At 61.2% G+C, this 19,823-nt stretch carries 17 protein-coding genes; 11 read left to right on the top strand and 6 right to left on the bottom strand.

Annotation, left to right across the window (positions count from 1 at the left end):
• Nucleotides 1–50 precede the first annotated feature (50 nt).
• The 4 genes from GTP46_RS12550 to GTP46_RS12535 are packed head-to-tail and all read left to right on the top strand — an operon-like array spanning nucleotide 51 to nucleotide 4,353.
• Entirely contained in the window at nucleotides 51–1,421 is a 1,371-nt protein-coding gene (locus GTP46_RS12550) for a glutamine synthetase family protein (protein WP_161006978.1), read from the top strand.
• A gap of 54 nt (nucleotides 1,422–1,475) precedes the next feature.
• Nucleotides 1,476–2,603 (top strand): ABC transporter ATP-binding protein, encoded by a 1,128-nt coding sequence (locus GTP46_RS12545; protein WP_161006977.1) that lies wholly within the window; start codon nucleotides 1,476–1,478, stop codon nucleotides 2,601–2,603.
• A gap of 11 nt (nucleotides 2,604–2,614) precedes the next feature.
• Nucleotides 2,615–3,520, top strand: a complete 906-nt coding sequence (locus GTP46_RS12540) for an ABC transporter permease subunit (RefSeq protein ID WP_161006976.1) — start codon at nucleotides 2,615–2,617, stop codon at nucleotides 3,518–3,520.
• On the top strand, nucleotides 3,517–4,353 hold the full coding sequence (locus GTP46_RS12535) for an ABC transporter permease (protein WP_161006975.1): 837 nt from the start codon (nucleotides 3,517–3,519) through the stop codon (nucleotides 4,351–4,353). Before GTP46_RS12540 ends, GTP46_RS12535 begins: the two co-directional genes overlap by 4 nt.
• A 156-nt stretch (nucleotides 4,354–4,509) precedes the next feature.
• On the opposite strand, the gene GTP46_RS12530 is transcribed toward GTP46_RS12535, so the two are convergent.
• On the bottom strand, nucleotides 4,510–5,649 hold the full coding sequence (locus tag GTP46_RS12530; protein WP_161006974.1) for an MFS transporter: 1,140 nt from the start codon (nucleotides 5,647–5,649) through the stop codon (nucleotides 4,510–4,512).
• Nucleotides 5,646–7,145 carry a MocR-like pyridoxine biosynthesis transcription factor PdxR gene (gene pdxR / locus GTP46_RS12525; protein ID WP_161006973.1) on the bottom strand — a complete coding sequence of 500 codons (1,500 nt, stop codon included), beginning with the start codon at nucleotides 7,143–7,145 and terminating at the stop codon, nucleotides 5,646–5,648. Before pdxR ends, GTP46_RS12530 begins: the two co-directional genes overlap by 4 nt.
• A 96-nt stretch (nucleotides 7,146–7,241) precedes the next feature.
• Here pdxR and GTP46_RS12520 point away from each other — a divergent pair, with 96 nt between their 5' ends.
• The 7 genes from GTP46_RS12520 to GTP46_RS12490 are packed head-to-tail and all read left to right on the top strand — an operon-like array spanning nucleotide 7,242 to nucleotide 16,295.
• Nucleotides 7,242–7,994 (top strand): gamma-glutamyl-gamma-aminobutyrate hydrolase family protein, encoded by a 753-nt coding sequence (locus GTP46_RS12520; RefSeq protein WP_161006972.1) that lies wholly within the window; start codon nucleotides 7,242–7,244, stop codon nucleotides 7,992–7,994.
• 19 nt (nucleotides 7,995–8,013) lie between these two features.
• On the top strand, nucleotides 8,014–9,384 hold the full coding sequence (locus tag GTP46_RS12515) for a glutamine synthetase family protein (protein ID WP_161006971.1): 1,371 nt from the start codon (nucleotides 8,014–8,016) through the stop codon (nucleotides 9,382–9,384).
• 11 nt (nucleotides 9,385–9,395) lie between these two features.
• The gene (locus tag GTP46_RS12510; protein WP_161006970.1) at nucleotides 9,396–10,784 is read left to right on the top strand and encodes an aspartate aminotransferase family protein; all 1,389 of its coding nucleotides are present in this window, start codon (nucleotides 9,396–9,398) and stop codon (nucleotides 10,782–10,784) included.
• 10 nt (nucleotides 10,785–10,794) lie between these two features.
• Nucleotides 10,795–12,276, top strand: a complete 1,482-nt coding sequence (locus GTP46_RS12505) for an aldehyde dehydrogenase (RefSeq protein WP_161006969.1) — start codon at nucleotides 10,795–10,797, stop codon at nucleotides 12,274–12,276.
• Nucleotides 12,258–13,565, top strand: coding sequence for a type III glutamate--ammonia ligase (gene glnT, locus GTP46_RS12500; RefSeq protein ID WP_161006968.1), 1,308 nt, complete (start codon nucleotides 12,258–12,260; stop codon nucleotides 13,563–13,565). Before GTP46_RS12505 ends, glnT begins: the two co-directional genes overlap by 19 nt.
• A gap of 13 nt (nucleotides 13,566–13,578) precedes the next feature.
• Nucleotides 13,579–14,916 carry a glutamine synthetase family protein gene (locus GTP46_RS12495; RefSeq protein WP_161006967.1) on the top strand — a complete coding sequence of 446 codons (1,338 nt, stop codon included), beginning with the start codon at nucleotides 13,579–13,581 and terminating at the stop codon, nucleotides 14,914–14,916.
• Nucleotides 14,913–16,295 carry an aspartate aminotransferase family protein gene (locus GTP46_RS12490; protein WP_161006966.1) on the top strand — a complete coding sequence of 461 codons (1,383 nt, stop codon included), beginning with the start codon at nucleotides 14,913–14,915 and terminating at the stop codon, nucleotides 16,293–16,295. The genes GTP46_RS12495 and GTP46_RS12490 overlap by 4 nt, the downstream gene beginning before the upstream one ends.
• Here GTP46_RS12490 and panB read toward each other — a convergent pair.
• The 4 genes from panB to GTP46_RS12470 are packed head-to-tail and all read right to left on the bottom strand — an operon-like array spanning nucleotide 16,255 to nucleotide 19,817.
• Nucleotides 16,255–17,133: a 3-methyl-2-oxobutanoate hydroxymethyltransferase gene (gene panB, locus GTP46_RS12485; protein ID WP_202414250.1), complete on the bottom strand. Its 879-nt coding sequence runs from the start codon at nucleotides 17,131–17,133 to the stop codon at nucleotides 16,255–16,257. The genes GTP46_RS12490 and panB overlap by 41 nt on opposite strands.
• A gap of 17 nt (nucleotides 17,134–17,150) precedes the next feature.
• Complete coding sequence (gene folK / locus GTP46_RS12480; RefSeq protein ID WP_161006965.1) at nucleotides 17,151–17,690, bottom strand: 2-amino-4-hydroxy-6-hydroxymethyldihydropteridine diphosphokinase; 540 nt, start codon at nucleotides 17,688–17,690, stop codon at nucleotides 17,151–17,153.
• A 41-nt stretch (nucleotides 17,691–17,731) separates the two neighbouring features.
• Complete coding sequence (pcnB, locus tag GTP46_RS12475; RefSeq protein ID WP_161006964.1) at nucleotides 17,732–19,153, bottom strand: polynucleotide adenylyltransferase PcnB; 1,422 nt, start codon at nucleotides 19,151–19,153, stop codon at nucleotides 17,732–17,734.
• Nucleotides 19,146–19,817 (bottom strand): histidinol-phosphatase, encoded by a 672-nt coding sequence (locus GTP46_RS12470; RefSeq protein WP_161006963.1) that lies wholly within the window; start codon nucleotides 19,815–19,817, stop codon nucleotides 19,146–19,148. The genes pcnB and GTP46_RS12470 overlap by 8 nt, the downstream gene beginning before the upstream one ends.
• Between the last annotated feature and the right edge of the window lie 6 nt (nucleotides 19,818–19,823).

The following is a 19,823-nucleotide window of genomic DNA, read 5'->3' as shown; positions in this document are numbered from 1 at the left end:
GGTTGCGATTATGGTAAGCTAGACTTGTCGATCGCAACCTTGAATGCATCATGTCTATCCGAGAAAATTTTTCCGATGCTGATATGGACCAGTGGCTCAATGAGAACCGAGTCACTGAAATTGAATGCCTGGTGCCCGACCTGACGGGCGTGGCGCGCGGGAAGATTCTCCCTCGCGCCAAATTCACCCAGGAGCGCGGCATGCGCATTCCGGAAGCGGTGCTGGGCATGACCGTCACCGGCAACTACCCGACCGAAGATGCGGCTTACGACCGCGCCATCTCCAACACGGACCGCGACATGATTTTGCGCGCGGACCCCGGCAGCATTACCACCGTCCCTTGGGCCATCGATCCCACCGCGCAGGTAATCCACGATTGCTACTTCGCCGACGGCACGCTGGTCGATTTCGCGCCACGCTCCGTGCTGCGCCGCGTGCTCAAACTGTATGCAGACAAAGGCTGGACGCCGGTAGTGGGCCCGGAGCTGGAGTTCTACCTCACTGAAAAGAACATCGATCCCGACCTGCCACTGAAAGCGCCGATAGGCCGCAGCGGCCGTTCCGAAACCACGCGCCAGGTCTACAGCATCGATGCGGTCAACGAATTCGATCCGCTGTTTGAAGACATCTACGATTACTGCGCGTTGATGAATCTCGACGTGGACACGTTGATCCATGAAACCGGCGCCGGCCAGATGGGCCTCAACTTCCAGCACGGCGATGCGATGGCGCTGGCCGACAATGTGTTCTACTTCAAGCGCACTTTGCGCGAAGCGGCGCTCAAGCACTCCATGTACGCCACCTTCATGGCCAAGCCGATGGCCGGAGAGCCCGGATCGGCCATGCACGTGCACCAGAGCGTGAGCGACACCGCCACCGGCCGTAACATCTTTAATTTGCCCGACGGCTCACCGTCGCCGCACTTCCGTTATTACATCGGCGGCTTGCAGCGTTACACGCCTGCCGCGATGGCCATCCTTGCACCATATGTGAACTCGTATCGCCGCATCGTGCGCCATACGGCAGCGCCGATCAACATCCAGTGGGGCATGGACAATCGCACTGTGGGCTTCCGTATTCCGATTTCCGGCGTAGAGCAGCGCCGCGTCGAGAACCGCATCATTGGTGCGGACGCCAATCCGTATCTGGCGATGGCTGTGACGCTGGCCTGCGGCTATCTTGGCCTGATCGACCAGCTGGAACCAACGCCGATGTACAACGGCAGCGCCTACAACCATTTATACGAGCTGCCGCAAGGTTTGCCGCAGGCGCTGACCATGCTGCGACAGGAAGACCGGCTGCGCGAAGTGCTGGGTGAACGCTTCATCGACGTCTACACCGCCATCAAAGAGTTAGAGCATCAAGAGTTCATGACCGTTATCAGCCCTTGGGAGCGGGAACACTTATTGCTGCATGTTTGAGCGCTGCCTTTATAATCACAGGTTTGGCAAATATTATTTTACTTTTCTAATAACATGACCATAGAGCGAGTTGCTGAACCTTTCCTCCTGATTAAGAACCTGGTGAAGGAATTCGACGGCGACCGTGCCGTCAATGACGTATCGGTTACGATCAACAAGGGCGAAATCTTCGCACTGTTGGGCAGTTCGGGCTGCGGCAAGTCGACCCTGTTGCGCATGTTGGCCGGCTTTGAAACGCCGACTTCGGGCACCATCACGCTGGCCGGGCAGGATATCGTCAGCGTGCCGCCGTACCAGCGTCCTATCAATATGATGTTCCAGTCGTACGCGCTGTTCCCGCACCTGTCGGTATGGGACAACATCGCCTTTGGCCTGCGCCGCGACGGCCTGCCGAAAGACGAAATTGCCGCGCGCGTTGAGAAGATGCTGTCGCTGGTCCAGCTGACTGATTACGCCAAGCGCAAGCCGCACCAGCTGTCCGGCGGCCAGCAGCAGCGCGTGGCGCTGGCGCGTTCGCTGGCCAAGCGTCCGCAGTTGCTGCTGCTGGACGAGCCGCTCGGCGCACTGGATAAGAAGCTGCGCGAACGCACCCAGATGGAACTGGTCAGCATCATCGAAGAAGTGGGCGTGACTTGTGTGATGGTCACCCACGACCAGGATGAAGCCATGAGCATGGCCACCCGCATCGCCGTCATGAGCGCAGGCCGCATCCTGCAGGTCGGCGCGCCGGACGAAATTTACGAGACCCCGAACTGCCGCTTCGTCGCCGACTTTATCGGCAGCGTGAACCTGTTCAATGGTAGCGTGGCGGTCGATCAGCCGGACCACGTTATCGTTGAAACGCCGGAAGGCAAGCATTACATCACCCACGGCATTACCGGCACGCTGGGCATGCCAGTGTCGGTGGCGGTGCGTCCTGAGAAGATTGCACTGCAGGCCGACGCGCCAACGCTGGAGCAGCGCGCCAACGCCTCCGAGCATGGTTACAACTGCGTGCAGGGTGCTATCAGCGGCATCTCCTACTTCGGCAACGAGACCAGCTACCACCTCACGCTCGATAGCGGCATGGTGCTCAAGGTGTCACGCACCAATGCGGCGCGTCACGACGAATCTGCGCTCAAGCGCGACCAGCGCGTGTACGCGTGGTGGGACGGCGCCGACGTCGTCGTGCTGACCAGCTAAGGCAGGCGGACATGAACTTCCTCAAGAACCTGTTCAAGAATCCGGGACGCACCACGGTGATTGCCGTGCCGTTTCTGTGGCTGACGTTTGCCTTCCTGATTCCGTTCCTGATCGTCTTGCGCATCAGCTTTGCCGATCTGGATTCCGGTGATGGCAGTCCGTTCGGCACCTTGATGACCATGGTCGACGGCGTGATGACGCTGAAGATCAAGTTCGCCAACTACCTGTTCATCGCGCAGGACGAGCTGTATGCGATTACCTACCTGAACTCCGTGAAGTTTGCGGCGATTACGGCGGCGCTGTGCCTGGCCATCGGTTATCCGTTCGCTTACTTCATGGCGCGCGCCAAGCCGGCCATGCGTCCGGTGTTGCTGATGCTGGTGATGATGCCGTTCTGGACTTCCTTCCTGCTGCGTATCTATGCATGGAAGGGCATCCTGGCCAACAACGGGATTCTCAACAGCTTCCTGATCGATATCGGCGCAATTACCGAACCGCTGCATTTGATGAACACCCAGTTCTCGCTCATTATCGGCATGGTCTACGCCTACCTGCCGTTCATGATCTTGCCGCTGTATGCGAATCTGGTGAAGATGGACGTGCGCTTCATCGAAGCCGCTTCCGATCTGGGCGCAACGCCGTGGCAGACCTTCTGGCGCATCACCGTGCCGCTGTCGAAGTCGGGCATCATCGCCGGCACCATGCTGGTGTTCATTCCTGCGGTGGGCGAGTACGTGATTCCTGAGCTGCTGGGCGGCCCGGAAACGCTGATGATCGGCCGCCAGTTGTGGGACGAATTCTTTACCAATAACGATTGGCCGCTGGCGTCCTCGGTGACGGTGGTGGTGATCCTGCTGATTCTTGTGCCGATGGCGATCTTCAATAAGTATCAAGCGGAGCAGGGAGGCCGCAAATGACCCAGTTCCTGCATCGCTGGTTCGGGCGCGGCTGGCTGTCGCTCGGCTATCTGTTCCTCTACATTCCCATTGTTGTGCTGGTGGTGTTCTCGTTTAACAGCTCGCGCCAGGACATGGTGTGGAGCGGCTTCTCGCTGCAATGGTATGCGGCGCTGCTGAACGACCAGGAGATCATCAGCGGCTTCGGTTTGTCGTTGCGCATTGCGTTGCTGACGGCGTGCGGTTCGGTGATCCTTGGTACGTTTGCGGCGTTTGTGCTGGACCGCTACCAGCGCTTCGCTGGCCACACGCTGTTCACCGGCATGGTGAGCGCACCGCTGGTGATGCCGGAGGTGATTATCGGCCTGTCGCTGTTGCTGATGCTGGTGTCGGTGCAGAAGATGTTTGGTTTCCCGGAGCGTGGCCTCGTGACCATCTGGCTGGGGCACACCCTGCTTGGTATGGCCTATGCGACCGTGGTGGTGCAATCGCGTTTGCAGGAGATGAACAAGTCGCTGGAAGAAGCGGCGATGGATCTGGGCTGCCGGCCGTTCCAGGTGTTCTTCCTGGTGACGCTGCCGAACATCAAGCAGGCATTGGGTTCCGCGTGGCTGCTGACGTTCACGCTGTCGCTGGATGATGTGGTGCTGTCGGCCTTCCTGTCCGGTCCCGGCTCGTCGACCATGCCGATCGTGATCTTCTCGCGTGCACGCCTGGGCCTCGACCCGCGCGTGAATGCGGTAGCGGCTTTGACGATTCTGGTGGTGTCGATTGGCGTGATCGCATCGAGCCTGTACATCGCCCGCGCCGAGCGCTTGCGTTCCAAGCAACTGGCGCAAGCGGCCAAGGGTTAACAGGGGTACGGCGCATCAGTAATAGTAGGCCCCAAACAGGTTTGCTGCTTCCTGGCACCCCTAACAAAAGGGTCTGACCCCGTACGGGGTCAGACCCTGACGCCAACGGTGTGCGGGTTGGGTTGGTGCCGCAAGCTTTTACGGCGACCAGCAGCGTCAACCCCGCTCATTTTTATCCCACACGGAGCTAGCGATGAAAATCGCAGCGCCAACCCACAGAACGGCCGGCAGTGCATTCACGCCGGCCGTTTGCATCAGAACTCCCGTCACCAAAGGCCCGCCGGCGCTGGTAATGCCCCAGCTGGCGTTGACCACCGCGCTGGCAGCGACCAACGACTGGCCGTTGAAACGCTCGCCGCATGCCACCAGCGACAGCATGTAGATCGCACCGGCGGTTGCGCCCAGCACCAGCAGCAGCGTCCACCACAGCCACGGAGTGCCCGCTGCGAAAGGCAGCATGGGCAGCAGCACGCAAACGGCGATGCCGCAGCCAATATGCACCTTGCGCCGCCCCACGTGATCCGCCAGCCAGCCAAACGCAAATTGCAGCGCGGTGTCGCCCACCAGCACCACCGTGGCGGACAGCACCGCCAGCTCGGTCGCTATGCCGTGGCGCATGGCATACAGCGGCAGCAGGCTCAATGCCACCGTATCAAACATCGCAAAGAAGGCAGCACCGATGGCGATCATCCACATGCGCGGCAGGATGCGTTGCCATGCGACTGGCGGCTCATCGCCGTGATTGTGCGCGCCGCCGCTAATCAGCAGCATGCCTGGCATCGCAAGCAGGAACAGCGCGCCGCAGGAGGCGAAGGGCAGCGGTACCTTGTCGGCAAATGCTGCCACCAGTGCAGGGCCAATCAACTGGAACAGCGTGAAGGCGGTGGTGTAGATCGCTACCACGCGTCCGCGCGTACTCTCCGGTGCAAGGTCGTTGACCCATGCCTCGCCGATGGTGAACAGCACGCCCATCGAAGCGCCGAACACAAAACGCAGCACGCCCCATGCCAGCAGGTTGTCGGTGGCTTCCATCAGCGCGGTGGACAGCGCCGCTGCGAAGATAGCGCCGATCATGCACCCGCGCGGCCCATGCCCGGCCACCCAGCGCGAAACGAAAGGCGCAGCGCCCAAGATGCCAAACGCGCTGATGGCAGTAATCATGCCGATGATGCCGGAGCCGATGCCGCGCTGGTCCAGCATCAGCGCGGTCAATGGAATTGTCGCGCCCAGCCCGAGGCCGACTACGCCGATGCTGGCCACTAACGCCGTGAAATCACGCCAAGGCATATTCCTCATGCCGCCACCTCCGCCGCGATGATGGCGCCCAGCTGGCGGCCGTAATCGGTAATCTGCTCAGGCGTGCAGTAGGCATAGCCGACCAGCAGGCCGCGCCGCACTTGCGGCTTGAGGTAGTAGGTGGATAGCGCTTTCACCGAAATATCCAGCGCTGCCACACGCTGCGCCAGCGCTACGTCGTCCACGCTGTCCGGCAGTTCAATGACGAGGTGCAGGCCTGATTCCTCTTTTGAGATGGTGACGCCAGCCGGTAGCCTGAGTACCAGCATGCGACGCAGAAGCTCACGCCGCGCACCGTAGGTCTGGCGGATCTTGCGCACGTGGGTGGTGAAGTGACCGAGCGTGATGAAGTCTGTCAGCGTCGCTTGCACCGTCAGCTGGCCGGGGCGCTGCAAGTCGTACAGCGCGCTTCGGAAGGCTGGAATCAATGCTGGCGGCACCACGAGGTAGCCGACCTTGATGCCGGGGTAGAGCACCTTGGAGAAGGTGCCCATGTACAGCACGCGGTCATCGTTATCGAGCCCTTGCAGCGCGGCCAGCGGACGACCGGTGTAGCGGAATTCGCTGTCGTAATCGTCTTCCAGTATCCAGGCGTCCTTGCGCACGGCGACATCCAGCAGTTCGCGGCGGCGCGCGAGGCTCATTACTGCGCCGGTTGGATACTGGTGCGATGGCGTGACGTAGATCAGGCGCGGTTTGGTGGCGAGGTCTTTGTCGTCCAGCTTCATGCCATCATGGTCGACGGTGATGGGACGCAGCTTCAGTTCGCGCGCCTGGAACACGCGGCTCGCGCCCCAGTAGCACGGGTCTTCAACCCATGCGGTATCACCCGCATCGGCCAGCAACTGCGCGCACAGGTCCAGCGATTGCTGCGTGCCGGCGGTGATCATCACCTGTTCCACTTCCACTTTCACCGAGCGCGAAATGCGCAGGTATTCGGTGATGGCCTGGCGCAGTGGCTGGTGGCCGCCGGACTGGCCGTAGTCCAGTAAATCATTGCGCGCCTCGCGCCACACGCGGTTTTGCAGCCGTTGCCACAGCTTGAAAGGGAACGAGGAAAAATCAGGATCGCCCGGTGCGAAAGGCTGTATCTCGAATTGTGGGCCAGCCGCATAGCTGGTCAGCTCCTGTCCGCGACGCGAAAGGCGCACGGACGGCAATGCTGCGCGCTGCGCAACGCGTGCCTGTGGCGCGGAGCCAACACCTCGCATCAACGCGTTGTGTGCCTGCAAATCAGCTACGTAGGTGCCGCTGCCCTTCGACGTGATGACGTAGCCCTCGGCCGCCAGCTGCTCAAACGCGGCAATCACCGTATTGCGCGCAATGCCCAGATCCCGCGCCAGATCACGGCTGGACGGAAGTTTGCTGCCTGCGCCCAGCCGCTGCTGATGGATCGCAGCCTTCGCTGCTTCATACAGCCTGCGTTGCTGGGAGAGGCGCGGATGTGCACCGGTTTGCGCCAGCGCGGTGGCCAACAGGTCGGAAGTCGGGGACATCTACAAAAGTGGTTCTATCAAGTTTCAAAAAGTGGCACTCACAATAATACCAAAATAAGCATATGATTTAGTTAAATCCTGTAGATGAAAGCTTCTATGCGTAGTCCAGTCGTTTTAGTCCCTGCATGCGTCAACCGGATCGGCGCACATTTGAATCACACCGCGCAGCTCAAGTACGTGGCCGCCGTGGCCGACGGCGCACACTGCACACCGTTGATCGTGCCGGCGCTCGGTGACTCCACCGATTTCGAAGCGCTGCTGTCGCTGGCCGATGGCGTGATGCTGACCGGCTCACCATCCAACGTCCACGCCAGTTTGTACGGCGAAGAAGTGCTGGACCCATCGCTGCCGCAGGATGCAGCGCGCGACGCCACCACGCTGCCGCTGATCCGCGCCGCCATCAAGCGCGGCATCCCGCTGATGGCGATCTGCCGCGGCTTCCAGGAAGTCAACGTGGCGCTGGGTGGCACGCTGCATCAAGCCGTGCATGCGGTGGATGGCATGGCTGATCATCGCGAGAACAAGGAACACACACTGGACCAGCAATACGCGCCTTCGCATCGCGTGCTGCTGGATCCTGGAGGACGCATGGTGCAGATACTGGACGGAGCCACCGAAATTCAAGTCAACTCGCTGCACGGACAAGGCATCAACCAGCTGGCGCCAGGCCTCTTAGCCGAAGCGCGCGCCGACGATGGACTGGTAGAAGCCTACCGCGTGGCGGACGCCAAGGGATTTGCGCTGGCAGTACAGTGGCACCCTGAGTGGCGCTTTGCCGAGAATCCGGATTCCGTCAAATTATTCAGAGCCTTTGGCGACGCCTGTCGCGCCTACAAGGCCACCCGATAAAAACAAATGAGAGAAGCAAATGGCAATTCGCGAAAATTTTACTTACACCGATATGGACCTGTGGCTGAACGAGAAGCACGTCACAGAGATTGAATGTTTAGTGCCCGACTTGACCGGCGTGGCGCGCGGGAAGATTCTCCCTCGTGGCAAATTCACGCAGGAGCGTGGCATGCGCATTCCGGAAGCGGTGCTGGGCATGACCGTGACCGGTAACTATCCAACGGAAGATGCAGGCTACGACCGCGCAATCTCCAGCACTGACCGTGACATGATCCTGAAGGCCGATCCGACCACCATCACCATGGTGCCTTGGGCGAATGATCCAACCGCGCAGGTGATACACGACTGCTATTTCGCCGACGGCCGTCTGGTCGATTTCGCGCCGCGCTCCGTGCTGCGCCGCGTGCTCAAGCTGTATGCGGACAAAGGCTGGAAGCCAGTAGTGGCGCCGGAACTGGAGTTCTACCTCACCGCAAAAAACATCGATCCTGATCTGCCTTTGAAACCGCCTATCGGCCGTAGCGGCCGCGCAGAAACCAGCCGCCAGGTCTACAGCATCGATGCGGTGAATGAATTCGATCCACTGTTCGAGGACATTTACGATTACTGCGATTTGATGGGACTGGACGTCGACACGCTGATTCACGAAATCGGCGCAGGCCAGATGGAGATCAACTTCCTGCACGGCGAGCCGCTGGGTCTTGCGGACAAGGTATTCTTCTTCAAGCGTACCTTGCGCGAAGCGGCGCTCAAGCATGATATGTATGCGACCTTCATGGCCAAGCCGATGGCCGGCGAGCCGGGTTCCGCGATGCACGTGCATCAGAGCGTGGTCGATAGCAAGACCGGCAAGAACATCTTCAGTTCCGAGGACGGTTCGGCGTCGCCGCTGTTCAAGCACTACATCGGTGGCCTGCAACGCTACATGCCGTCGGCGATGGCGATTGTGGCGCCGTATGTGAACTCGTACCGTCGCATCGTGCGCCACACCGCTGCGCCGATCAACATCCAGTGGGGCATGGACAATCGTACCGTGGGCTTCCGCGTACCGGAATCCGGCGTGCAGGATCGCCGCGTCGAGAACCGCATCATCGGTGCGGACGCCAATCCCTACCTGGCCTTGGCGGTGACGCTGGCTTGCGGTTACCTCGGCATGATCGACCAAGTGGAGCCGACGCCGATGACGGTGGATAGCGCCTACGACCTGAAAGTCGAACTGCCGCAAGGCCTGCCGGAAGCGCTGCAACTGCTGCGCGCGGAGGACAAGCTGCGTAGCGTGCTGGGTGACCGCTTCATCGACGTCTACGCCGCCATCAAGGATCTGGAACACCAGGAATTCATGACCGTTATTAGTCCGTGGGAGCGCGAGCACCTGCTGCTGCACGTTTAAGGAGTCGACCCATGAGCAACTATGATACTAACGAAATCCAGAAGCTGGACACGGCGCACTACATGCACCCGTTCACCGATCACAAGGCACTGGGCGAAAAAGGCGCGCGCGTGATGGTACGCGGCGAGGGCATCTACCTGTGGGATTCAGAAGGCAAGAAGATCATCGACGGCATGTCCGGCCTGTGGTGCGTGAACGTGGGCTACGGCCGCACCAGCATTTCGAAAGCGGTGTACCAGCAGATGGAGACGCTGCCGTTTTATAACAGCTTCTTTAACACCACCAATGTGCCGGCGGTGCAGTTGGCGACCAAGCTGGCGCAGATTTCGCCGCCGCAGTTCAACCACGTGTACTTCACCGGCTCCGGCTCGGAGGGCAACGACACCAATGTGCGCATGGTGCGCCGCTATTGGGACGTGTTGGGCTACAAGGATCGCCACACCATCATCAGCCGCCACAATGCGTACCACGGCAGCACGATGGCCGGTGCATCGCTGGGTGGCATGTCGGGCATGCACGAGCAGGGCGGCTTGCCGATTCCGGGCATCGTGCATATCGGCCAACCGAATTATCTGGAATCCGGCAAAGGGATGACTGAAGAGGCGTTTGGCATTGAAGCTGCTTCGTGGCTGGAGAAGAAAATCCTGGAGGTGGGCGCCGAGAAGGTGGCAGCGTTTATCGGCGAACCGGTTCAAGGTGCGGGCGGCGTAATTATTCCACCTTCCACTTACTGGCCTGAGATCCAGCGCATCTGCGACAAGTACGGCATCCTGCTGATTGCCGATGAAGTGATCTGCGGCTTTGGGCGTCTGGGCCGCTGGTTCGCGTCGGAGCTGTTCGGCATCAAGCCTGATTTGATTACCTTTGCCAAGGGTGTGACCTCGGGCTATGTACCGCTAGGCGGCGTGCTGGTTGGCGACCGGGTGGCCAAGGTGCTGATCGAGCAGGGCGGCGAGTTTAATCACGGTTTCACTTACTCCGGTCACCCAGTGGCGTGTGCGGCAGCATTGGAAAATATCCGCATTCTTGAAGAAGAAAAACTGGTCGAGCGCGTGGCCGAAGAAACCGGGCCTTATCTGAAAAAGCGCTTTGCTGAACTGGCAGACCATCCGCTGGTCGGCTACGCCGACAGCTGCGGCTTTGTGGCTGGCTTGAATCTGGTGCGCAGCAAGGGTGCGACGGTGCACGACAACGTGGCCTTCGACGAATCGCTGGCTGTCGGCATGGTGTGCCGCGGCTATATGTTCAACAACGGGATGATTATGCGCGCTGTGGGCGACCGCATGATTATTGCGCCACCGCTGGTGATGACCACGGCGCAGATCGACGAAATGGTGACGCAGATCCGCCACTGCCTCGACCTGACCTACGCCGACGTCAAAGAACGCGGCTGGCTATAAGGAGACTGAGATGACGACATGGCATGACAAGGCCGCAGAGGTGAAAGCTGATGGCCGCGCCTTTATCGGCGGCGAGCGGGTATGGGCGAAATCGGAGCAGCAGTTTGAGAACCTGTCGCCTATCGATGGGCGCAAGCTGGGCATGGTGGCGCGTTGCGATAGCGTGGACGTGGATATCGCTGTCGCTGCGGCGCGCGCTGCGTTCGAGGACGGCCGCTGGGCGCGCAAGTCGCCGGCGCAGCGCAAGCGGGTGCTGGTGAAATTTGCTGACCTGATGCAGAAACACGGCCAGGAATTGGCGCTGCTGGAAACGCTGGACATGGGCAAGCCGATTAAATACAGCCAGTCCGTGGACGTGAACAGCGCGGCCAACTGCATCCGCTGGTACGGCGAGGCGATCGACAAGATCTATGATGAAATCGCGCCAACGGCGGCTAACAGTCTTGCGCTGATCACGCGCGAGGCGGTGGGCGTGGTGGCGGCCATCGTGCCTTGGAATTATCCGATGCTGATGGCTGCATGGAAGATCGGTCCAGCGCTGGCGGCGGGGAATAGCGTGGTGCTCAAACCATCCGAGAAGTCGCCACTGACGGCGCTGCGCTTGGCGGAGATTGCGCTGGAAGCAGGCGTGCCACCGGGCGTGTTCAATGTGCTGCCGGGCTTTGGTCACGAAGCGGGTGCGGCGCTGGCGCTGCACATGGATGTGGATTGCATCGGCTTCACCGGTTCCACGCGCATCGGCAAGCAGATCATGCAGATGGCGGGGCAGTCGAACCTGAAGCGCGCGTGGACGGAGTTGGGCGGAAAATCTGCCAACATCGTGTGCGCGGACTGCCCGGATCTGGATGCTGCAGTGGAGGCTTCGATTGGCTCCATCTACTTCAATCAAGGCGAGAGCTGCAACGCGCCTTCGCGTTTGTTCGTGGAGGAGTCGATCAAGGATCGCTTTCTGGAGAAGGCGCTGGCGCTGGTGCCGAACTTCGCGCCCGGTGATCCACTGGACGACAACACCGTCATGGGTGCGATTGTCGATGCCACGCAGTTGAAGACGGTGATGGGCTACATCGAGGCGGGCCATGCGGATGGCGCGCGCTTGCTGGCAGGCGGCAAGCAGGCACGCACTGAAACGGGCGGCTACTACGTTGAGCCGACGATTTTCGATCAGGTGAACAGCGGCATGACGATTGCGCGTGAGGAGATCTTCGGGCCGGTGCTGTCGGTGTTAAGCTTTACCGATGTGCAGGATGCGGTGAAACAGGCTAACGCCACGCCGTACGGTTTGCACGCTGCTGTGTGGACGGCGGATTTGAGCAAGGCGATTCAGACCTCGCGTGCTTTGCGCGCCGGCACGGTGCACGTCAATCAGTACGATGGCGACGATATCACGGTGCCGTTCGGCGGCTACAAGCAGTCCGGCAATGGCCGCGATAAGTCGCTGCATGCGTTCGATAAATACACGGAATTGAAGACCACATGGATACAGGTAGGTTAGAAGAGCTGCAGGGAGAGCTTGCTGCGCAAGGCGTGCGTTACGTGTTTGCGCAGTTCACCGATATCCACGGTGCGGCCAAGGGCAAGCTGGTGCCGCTGGCGAACCTTGGCGATATCGTGTCGCCGGGCGCGGGCTTCTCTGGGCCGTCGATCTGGGGCACGGGCTTGCCGCGCAACGGTCCACGCTCTGAGTACTACGGCCGCGCGGACCTGACCACCTTGCAGCCGATGCCTTGGCTGCCCGGCTACGCACGCGTGGTGCTGGACGGCCATGTGGCGGGCGAGCCGTTTGACGCTTGTCCGCGCCAGGTTCTACGCAAGCAGGTCGCCCGCCTCGCCGCGCGCGGATGGAGCTTGAATGCCGGCCTTGAGCCGGAATTCTTCCTGCTGCAAAAAGGCGCCAACGGTCACGATGCTGAAGCTGGAGACACGCTGGAGAAGCCGTCCTACGACACGAAAAGCCTGTTGCGCCGCCGTTCCTTCCTCGACAAGCTAACCACGTCGCTGAACGAATGCGGCCTTGGCGTCTACCAGATCGACCACGAGGATGCGACCGGCCAGTTTGAAGTGAACTACCACTACGCCGACGCCTTGCGCGCGGCGGACAATTTCATGCTGTTCAAGATGGCTGCGCATCACATCGCGGAAGAGGAGGGCATGCTGTTCTCCATGATGCCCAAGCCGTTCGCAGAGCGGCCAGGCAGCGGTTTGCACTTCCACCTGTCGCTGGAAGACGATAACGGCAATCCGGTGTCCGTAATCAGTGAACACTTCTTCGGCGGCTTGCTGCACCACGCACCGGCGTTGACGGCGCTGTGTGCGCCGACAGTCAATTCGTACAAGCGCTTGATGTGTGGTGAATCGCTGTCCGGTACCAGCTGGGCGCCGGCCTTTATCGGCCATGGCGATAACAACCGAACCGTGGTCGCGCGCACCGTGCACGGACGCGTCGAGTGGCGCTTGCCTGATAGCTCGGCCAATCCCTACCTCGCGCTGGCAGGCGTGATTGCGGCGGGGCTGGATGGCATTGACCGGCAGCTTGATCCTGGTGAGCCAGTAAATCAGGACGTCTACGAAATGAGCGCAGCACAGCGTGCCGAATTGGGACTGAAGCTGCTGCCGCAAAATTTGGGCGCTGCGGCGGAAGCCTTCAAGGCCGACACCGTGCTGGCAGAATCACTGGGCGCAACCATCGTCCACGAATTCGCCGCGCTGAAAAGCGCAGAATGGATCGAATACAGCCAGCATGTCAGCGCATGGGAAACTGAACGCTACCTGAACCGCTTCTAAACCGGAGACCGCGATGAGCCAGACGATGAAAGACTTCCTGCGGGAGCGGAACATCCATGAAGTCGAATGCGTTATCGCGGACATGACCGGCATCGCGCGCGGGAAAATCCTGCCCAAGGACTTGTTCCTCAGCGAAGGCGAGATGCGCTTGCCCAAGAGTGTTCTGCTGAACACTGTCAACGGCGAGCAGCCCAACAACACACCTTACGTCGGCGCGACCGATCCTGACATGATCTGCATGCCGGACCTTGCCACGCTGCGGCAAGTGCCGTGGGCGGCGGAAAACGTCGCGCTGGTGATCCACGATTGCCAGAATTTCGACGGTACGCCGGTTGGTCTTTCGCCGCGCGCCGTGCTGCGCAAGGTGCTGCGGATGTATGAGGATCGCGGCTGGCAGCCGGTGGTGGCTCCTGAGATGGAGTTTTATCTGGTCGCGCGCAGCAGCAATCCGCACGAGCCGCTGGCGCCACCATTGGGCCGCAGTGGCAAGCCGGAATCCGGCCGTCAGTCCTATTCCATCGATGCGGTGAATGACTTCGATCCTTTCTTCCTTGAGCTGTCGACCTTTTGCAAGCAGCACGATCTTGGGGTCGAAACGCTGATCCACGAAGCCGGTGCAGGGCAAATGGAAATCAACTTCACGCACGGCGAAGCGCTGGAACTGGCCGACCGCGTTTTCCTGTTCAAACGCGCTGTGCGCGAGACAGCGCTCAGGCACGGCATCTTCGCCACCTTCATGGCCAAGCCGATGGAGACGGAGCCGGGCAGCGCGATGCACATCCACCAAAGCGTACTGGATACCACCAGTGGGCAGAATATCTTCTCGCGCAAGGATGGCGACGCCAGCGATCTATTCTTCAACTACATCGCAGGACTTGAAAGATACATCGCACCGGCCACGCTGTTGTTTGCGCCGCATGTGAATTCCTACCGTCGTCTGTCGCGCTTCATGTCTGCGCCGACTAATGTGCATTGGGGCTACGACAACCGCACCTGCGGCATCCGCATTCCCAACTCTGCGCCGCTGAATCGCCGTGTCGAGAATCGCGTGCCGGGTGTGGACGTCAATCCTTACCTGGCGATGGCGGCCACGCTGGCTTGCGGCTATCTCGGCATGGTGGAAGGCCTGAAGCCATCGGCGCCGACGTCGGGCAGCGCGGAGCATGTGCATGATCAATTGCCGCGCAATCTGGAGGACGCCATCCAGCGTCTGCGTGAGTGCAAGCCTTTGAGCGAGATGCTGGGAGAACTATTCGTGCAAGCGTTCTGCGAGGTGAAGGAGCTGGAGTTCGCCACTTACAGCCGCGTTATCAGCTCGTGGGAACGCGAACATTTGATGCTGCTGGTATGAATACGCGCGCAGGCCTCGACTGGCAGCGCGTGCAAGCGCTGGCCGGCGCCGAACGCTCCAGCTACATCGCGCGCAATCCTGAATCTGCACGATTGGCAGGAGAGGCCGCGCAACACCTGCTTTTCGGCGTGCCTATGCATTGGATGAACGACTGGTCCACGCCATTCGCGCTGACCGTGCGCGAAGCTTCCGGCGCGCGCTTCCGCGATGCGGACGGCCATGAGTACGTGGACTTCTGCCTCGGGGACACCGGCGCCATGTTCGGCCACGCACCGCAACCGGTAGCGCAAGCCATCGCCCGCCAGTCTACACGCGGCTACACGGCTATGCTGCCGTCAGAGGACGCTGGCCCGGTGGCCGCCGAACTGTCGCGTCGTTTCGGTCTGCCCTGCTGGCAGTTCGCGTTATCGGCTTCGGACGCCAACCGCTTCGTGCTGCGCTGGCTGCGTGCTGCGACAGGGCGCAGCAAAGTCCTGGTCTTCAACGGCTGCTACCACGGCACTGTGGACGACGTATTTGTGGACTTGGTCGACGGCGTGCCGACGCAGCGCGACAGCCTGCTCGGGCAAGTGCACAAGCTGACGGATCACACGGTGGTAGTGGAGTTCAACGATCTGCCGGCATTGGAGGCCGCGCTGAAGCAGGGCGATATCGCTTGCGTGCTGGCCGAACCGGTAATGACCAACGTCGGCATGGTGCTGCCGCAAGAAGGTTTCTGGGAAGCCGCGCAGCAGCTGATCAAGCAGCACGGCGCGTTACTGGTGATCGACGAAACGCATACCATTAGCAGCGGCCCGGGAGGCTACGCCCGCGCCAACGGCATGCAGCCGGACGCGCTGGTGGTCGGCAAACCAATCAGCGGCGGCATTCCGTGCGCAGTGTATGGATTTACAGAAGAACTGGCGCGCCGCGTAGAACACGCCAAGCGCAGCGCACCGCCGGGCCACTCCGGCATTGGCACTACGCTGAGCGCCAACATGTTCGCCATGGCCGCAATGCGCGCCAACCTTGAAGAAGTCATGACCGAGGCAGCCTACCAGCACATGTTCGCGCTGGCGGCGCAGCTAGCAAACGGCCTGCGCGAGATCATCGCGCGGCACCAGCTGCCATGGTGCGTCACCCAAATCGGCGCCCGCACCGAATTCCAGTTCACGCCATCAGCACCGCGCAATGGCACCGAGGCACAAGCTGCGATGGATAGTGAGTTGGAGCAGGCTATCCATCTTTACCTGCTCAACCGCGGCCTGCTCATCACACCCTTCCACAACATGCTGCTGGTCTGCCCTCAGACCAGGGCGGAGGATGTGCAGCAGCTACTTGCCGCGTTTGAAGACTGCGTTAGAAGCAGTGTTCCAGTGCCGGGAAGCTGCCGTTTTTGACGGCCGTGACGTAGGCGGTGATGGCGGCGTCGATGCTGGTTTGGCCGTCCATGAAGTTTTTCACGAAGCGCGCTTTGCGGCCTGGGAAGACGCCCAGCAGGTCGTGCATCACCAGCACTTGGCCCGAGCAATCCGGGCCCGCACCGATACCGATGGTTGGCACCGACAGCAGTTCGGTCACTTCTTTGCCCAACTGCGCAGGGATGGCTTCCAGCAGCACTATCGCAGCGCCGGCTTCCTGCAATTTCAGGGCGTCGGCCTTCAGCAGGTCGGCGCTCTCGGTGGTTTTGCCCTGGACTTTGTAGCCGCCCAGCTGGTGCACCGATTGCGGCGTCAGGCCCAAATGCGCGCAGACTGGCACACCGCGCTCGGTCAGGAATTTGACGGTGTCGGCCAGCCATGCACCGCCTTCGATCTTGACCATGTGCGCGCCGGCTTGCATCGCCAGTACGGCGTTGGCGTACGCGGTTTCCGGCGTACCGTAGGCGCCAAACGGCAGGTCGGCCATGATCATCGCCGACTTGGTGCCGCGTGCTACGGAGGCGGTGTGGTAGACGATATCCGTCATGGTGACTGGCAGCGTCGATTGGTGGCCCGCGCACACCATGCCCAGCGAATCGCCGATCAGCAGGATCTCAACGCCGCAGCGGTCCATCAGCGAGGCGAAGCTGGCGTCGTAGCAGGTCAGCATGGTGATTTTTTCGCCGGCATTGCGCAGCGTCGCCAGGGTGTTGATGGTGACGGCTTTCGATACGACCGCTTTGGCCGGTGCAGGTGCGTTGGCGTCGGCGGGCTTTTGGCTCGCGGCCATTTCGTTGCCTTGCAGGTATCCAGACATGGTAAATCCTTTACGTATTAAATCGGGCTGATGCCCTGGTCGGCCACGCCGGCGGCATATTGTGCCGCCGCTCCGTGGCCTGGAATATGAATCGATGGCGCCAGTTCCAGCAGCGGTACCAGCACAAACGCGCGCTCGGTCATGCGTGGATGCGGCACGGTCAGCGTAGCGCTGTTGATGGTGGCGTCGCCATACAGTAGCAGATCGAGATCGAGCGTGCGCGGGGCGTTGCGATATGCCCGCTCGCGGCCATGCGCCTGCTCGATAGCTTGCAGCGCTTGCAGCAGCGCTTCCGCATCCAGCGTGGTGGCGATGCGGGCGACGGCGTTGATGTAGTCGTCGCCGCTGGAGTCGATCGGCGCGGTGCGGTACAGGCCCGATGCCGCCATCAGGGTGCAGCCGGGCTGGCGTTGCAGGCGTTCCAGCGCGTCCAGCACATTGGCGCGGGCGTCGCCGAGGTTGGCGCCGATGCCGATGTAGGCGATGGTGAAGGCGAATGGCGCCTTCTCATCTTGCGGGGTTGCGGGCGCGAGGCCCGCTGTGATGACGGTATTCATGATGCAATTATGCAATTATGCAATTATGCGATTGGGCGTGCTTAGTCGCCGCCGCCGTCGTGCGATGGCGAGCCGCCGGCATCGGAGCCGCCACCTTCGCCGCCACGGCCACCGCCGCTGCGATTACGGCCGCCGCGACGCGGACCGCGCTTGCGTTTCGCCGCGCCGCCAGCACCGCTGCCCGCAGGTTGGCTGGCCGAAGAAATCAAATCTTCGCGGGAGGCTTCGTCGCTTTCGTAGAAGTCAGTCCACCATTCGCCGATTTCGGCGTCGATCTCGCCCGAGGCGCAGCGCAGCAGCAGGAAGTCGTAGCCGGCGCGGAAGCGCTGATGCTCCAGCAGCTTGTGCGGCGCCTTGCCGGTGCGGCGCTCGAAGCGCGGCTGCATGGCCCAGATGTCGCGCATGTCGGAGCCGATCTTGCGCTGCAAGGCCAGCTTCTCGGTTTGCGAATCCAACACGTCGTCGGCGGCCAGATGCAGCGCCGGGATGGTCTGCTCGCCCGCTGCGCGGTAGGCTTCCCACTTCTCCAGCACTTGATGCCACAGCAGCGACGCAAACAGGAAGCCTGGCGATACGGTCTTGCCGGCGTGGATGCGCGAGTCGGTTGATTCCAGCGCCAGCGTCACAAACTTGAAGCCCAGCGGCTGTTCCAGCACCACGTCCAGCAGCGGCAGCAGGCCATGATGCAGGCCTTCCTTGCGCAGTTGCTGCAGGCAGGCCAGCGCGTGGCCGCTCATCAGGAGTTTGAGCATTTCGTCGAACACGCGCGCTGCTGGCACGTTGTTGATCAGCGGCGCCATCACCTTGATCGGTGCGCCGGTTTCCAGCTCGATGGAGAATTTCAGCTTGGCGGCAAAGCGCACCACGCGCAGCATGCGCACCGGATCTTCGCGGTAGCGCGCTTCCGGCACGCCGATGATGCGCAGCGTTTTCGCACGAATGTCTTCAATACCGCCGTGGTAGTCCAGCACCTGCTGATTCGCAGGGTTGTAGTACATGGCGTTGATGGTGAAGTCGCGGCGCTCCGCATCTTCCGCCTGCGAGCCGAAGGTGTTGTCGCGCAAAACGCGGCCATGTTCATCTTTCGGCGCGTTGGCCGAGGTGGTACCACGGAAGGTGGTCACTTCCAGCAGGTCGTTACCGAACATGACGTGCACGATCTGGAAGCGCTTGCCGATGATGAAGGCGCGGCGGAACAGGCGCTTGACCTGCTCCGGCGTGGCGTTGGTGGCGATGTCGAAGTCTTTTGGCTTCACGCCCAGCAGCAGGTCGCGCACCGCGCCGCCCACCACGAATGCTTCGTAGCCGGCTTCCTGCAGGGTGCTGGTGACGCGCACGGCGTTGTTCGACAGCAGGCGCGGGTCGATGCCGTGGCCTTCTGGGCCCAGCACCACCGGCGTATTCGCATCGCGGGCCGCTTTACTCTTGGTGCCGAGGATTTTGCGGATCAGTTTTTTAATCATTGAATATTTCAATCAGTGGCCAGCCATGTGCGGCGGCGTGCGTTTTCAGTTTTTCATTGGGGTTGGTCGCTACCGGATGGCTGACGATGGACATCAGCGGCAGGTCGTTGTGCGAGTCGCTGTAGAAGTGGACGGTGCCAAAATCTTCCAGCGTTTTCCCCATTTTTTCCAGCCACGCCTTGGTGTGGACGATTTTGCCCGCGCCTTGCGTCGGCGTGCCAAGCAGCTTGCCGGTCAGGTTACCCTCGGCGTCGACTTCCGGCATCGCTGCGATCAGGTGCTCCACGCCCAGTGCTTTGGCAATCGGCGCGGTCACGAAGTGGTTGGTGGCGGTGACGATGGCGACCAAGTCGCCGGCGTCAAAGTGCTTTTGCAGCAGGGCGCGCGCCGATGGGCGCAGCGCTGGTGCCACCACTTCGGCCATGTACTGCGCGTGCATATCATCCAGCTTGGCGCGCGGGAAGGCGGCCAAGGTACCCAGCGTGAACTCGAGGTATTCTACCGGATCCAGCGTGCCGGCTTGATATTGGGCGAAGAACTCGCGGTTGCGGCGGTCGTATTCGACGGCGTCAACGGCGCCGGTACGCACCAGGAATTGGCCCCATTCGAAGTCGGAGTCGATCGGCAGCAGGGTGTGATCAAGGTCAAAAAGAGCCAGATTCATTCGATT

This window comes from Duganella flavida (assembly GCF_009857445.1).
Classification (GTDB): domain Bacteria; phylum Pseudomonadota; class Gammaproteobacteria; order Burkholderiales; family Burkholderiaceae_D; genus Rugamonas; species Rugamonas flavida.
Note: the sequence above shows the minus strand (reverse complement) of the source record. Positions and strands in the feature narration are given on the sequence as shown.

What these genes read in the sequence shown, in the direction of transcription:
- GTP46_RS12550 (WP_161006978.1), top strand. Translation starts at nt 51, where the DNA reads ATGTCTATCCGAGAAAATTTTTCCGATGCTGATATGGACCAGTGGCTC.
- GTP46_RS12470 (WP_161006963.1), bottom strand. Translation starts at nt 19,817, where the DNA reads ATGAATCTGGCTCTTTTTGACCTTGATCACACCCTGCTGCCGATCGAC.
- GTP46_RS12540 (WP_161006976.1), top strand. Translation starts at nt 2,615, where the DNA reads ATGAACTTCCTCAAGAACCTGTTCAAGAATCCGGGACGCACCACGGTG.
- GTP46_RS12535 (WP_161006975.1), top strand. Translation starts at nt 3,517, where the DNA reads ATGACCCAGTTCCTGCATCGCTGGTTCGGGCGCGGCTGGCTGTCGCTC.
- folK (WP_161006965.1), bottom strand. Translation starts at nt 17,690, where the DNA reads ATGAATACCGTCATCACAGCGGGCCTCGCGCCCGCAACCCCGCAAGAT.
- pcnB (WP_161006964.1), bottom strand. Translation starts at nt 19,153, where the DNA reads ATGATTAAAAAACTGATCCGCAAAATCCTCGGCACCAAGAGTAAAGCG.
- glnT (WP_161006968.1), top strand. Translation starts at nt 12,258, where the DNA reads ATGGATACAGGTAGGTTAGAAGAGCTGCAGGGAGAGCTTGCTGCGCAA.
- GTP46_RS12515 (WP_161006971.1), top strand. Translation starts at nt 8,014, where the DNA reads ATGGCAATTCGCGAAAATTTTACTTACACCGATATGGACCTGTGGCTG.
- panB (WP_202414250.1), bottom strand. Translation starts at nt 17,133, where the DNA reads ATGTCTGGATACCTGCAAGGCAACGAAATGGCCGCGAGCCAAAAGCCC.
- GTP46_RS12530 (WP_161006974.1), bottom strand. Translation starts at nt 5,649, where the DNA reads ATGAGGAATATGCCTTGGCGTGATTTCACGGCGTTAGTGGCCAGCATC.
- GTP46_RS12520 (WP_161006972.1), top strand. Translation starts at nt 7,242, where the DNA reads ATGCGTAGTCCAGTCGTTTTAGTCCCTGCATGCGTCAACCGGATCGGC.
- GTP46_RS12495 (WP_161006967.1), top strand. Translation starts at nt 13,579, where the DNA reads ATGAGCCAGACGATGAAAGACTTCCTGCGGGAGCGGAACATCCATGAA.
- pdxR (WP_161006973.1), bottom strand. Translation starts at nt 7,145, where the DNA reads ATGTCCCCGACTTCCGACCTGTTGGCCACCGCGCTGGCGCAAACCGGT.
- GTP46_RS12510 (WP_161006970.1), top strand. Translation starts at nt 9,396, where the DNA reads ATGAGCAACTATGATACTAACGAAATCCAGAAGCTGGACACGGCGCAC.
- GTP46_RS12545 (WP_161006977.1), top strand. Translation starts at nt 1,476, where the DNA reads ATGACCATAGAGCGAGTTGCTGAACCTTTCCTCCTGATTAAGAACCTG.
- GTP46_RS12490 (WP_161006966.1), top strand. Translation starts at nt 14,913, where the DNA reads ATGAATACGCGCGCAGGCCTCGACTGGCAGCGCGTGCAAGCGCTGGCC.
- GTP46_RS12505 (WP_161006969.1), top strand. Translation starts at nt 10,795, where the DNA reads ATGACGACATGGCATGACAAGGCCGCAGAGGTGAAAGCTGATGGCCGC.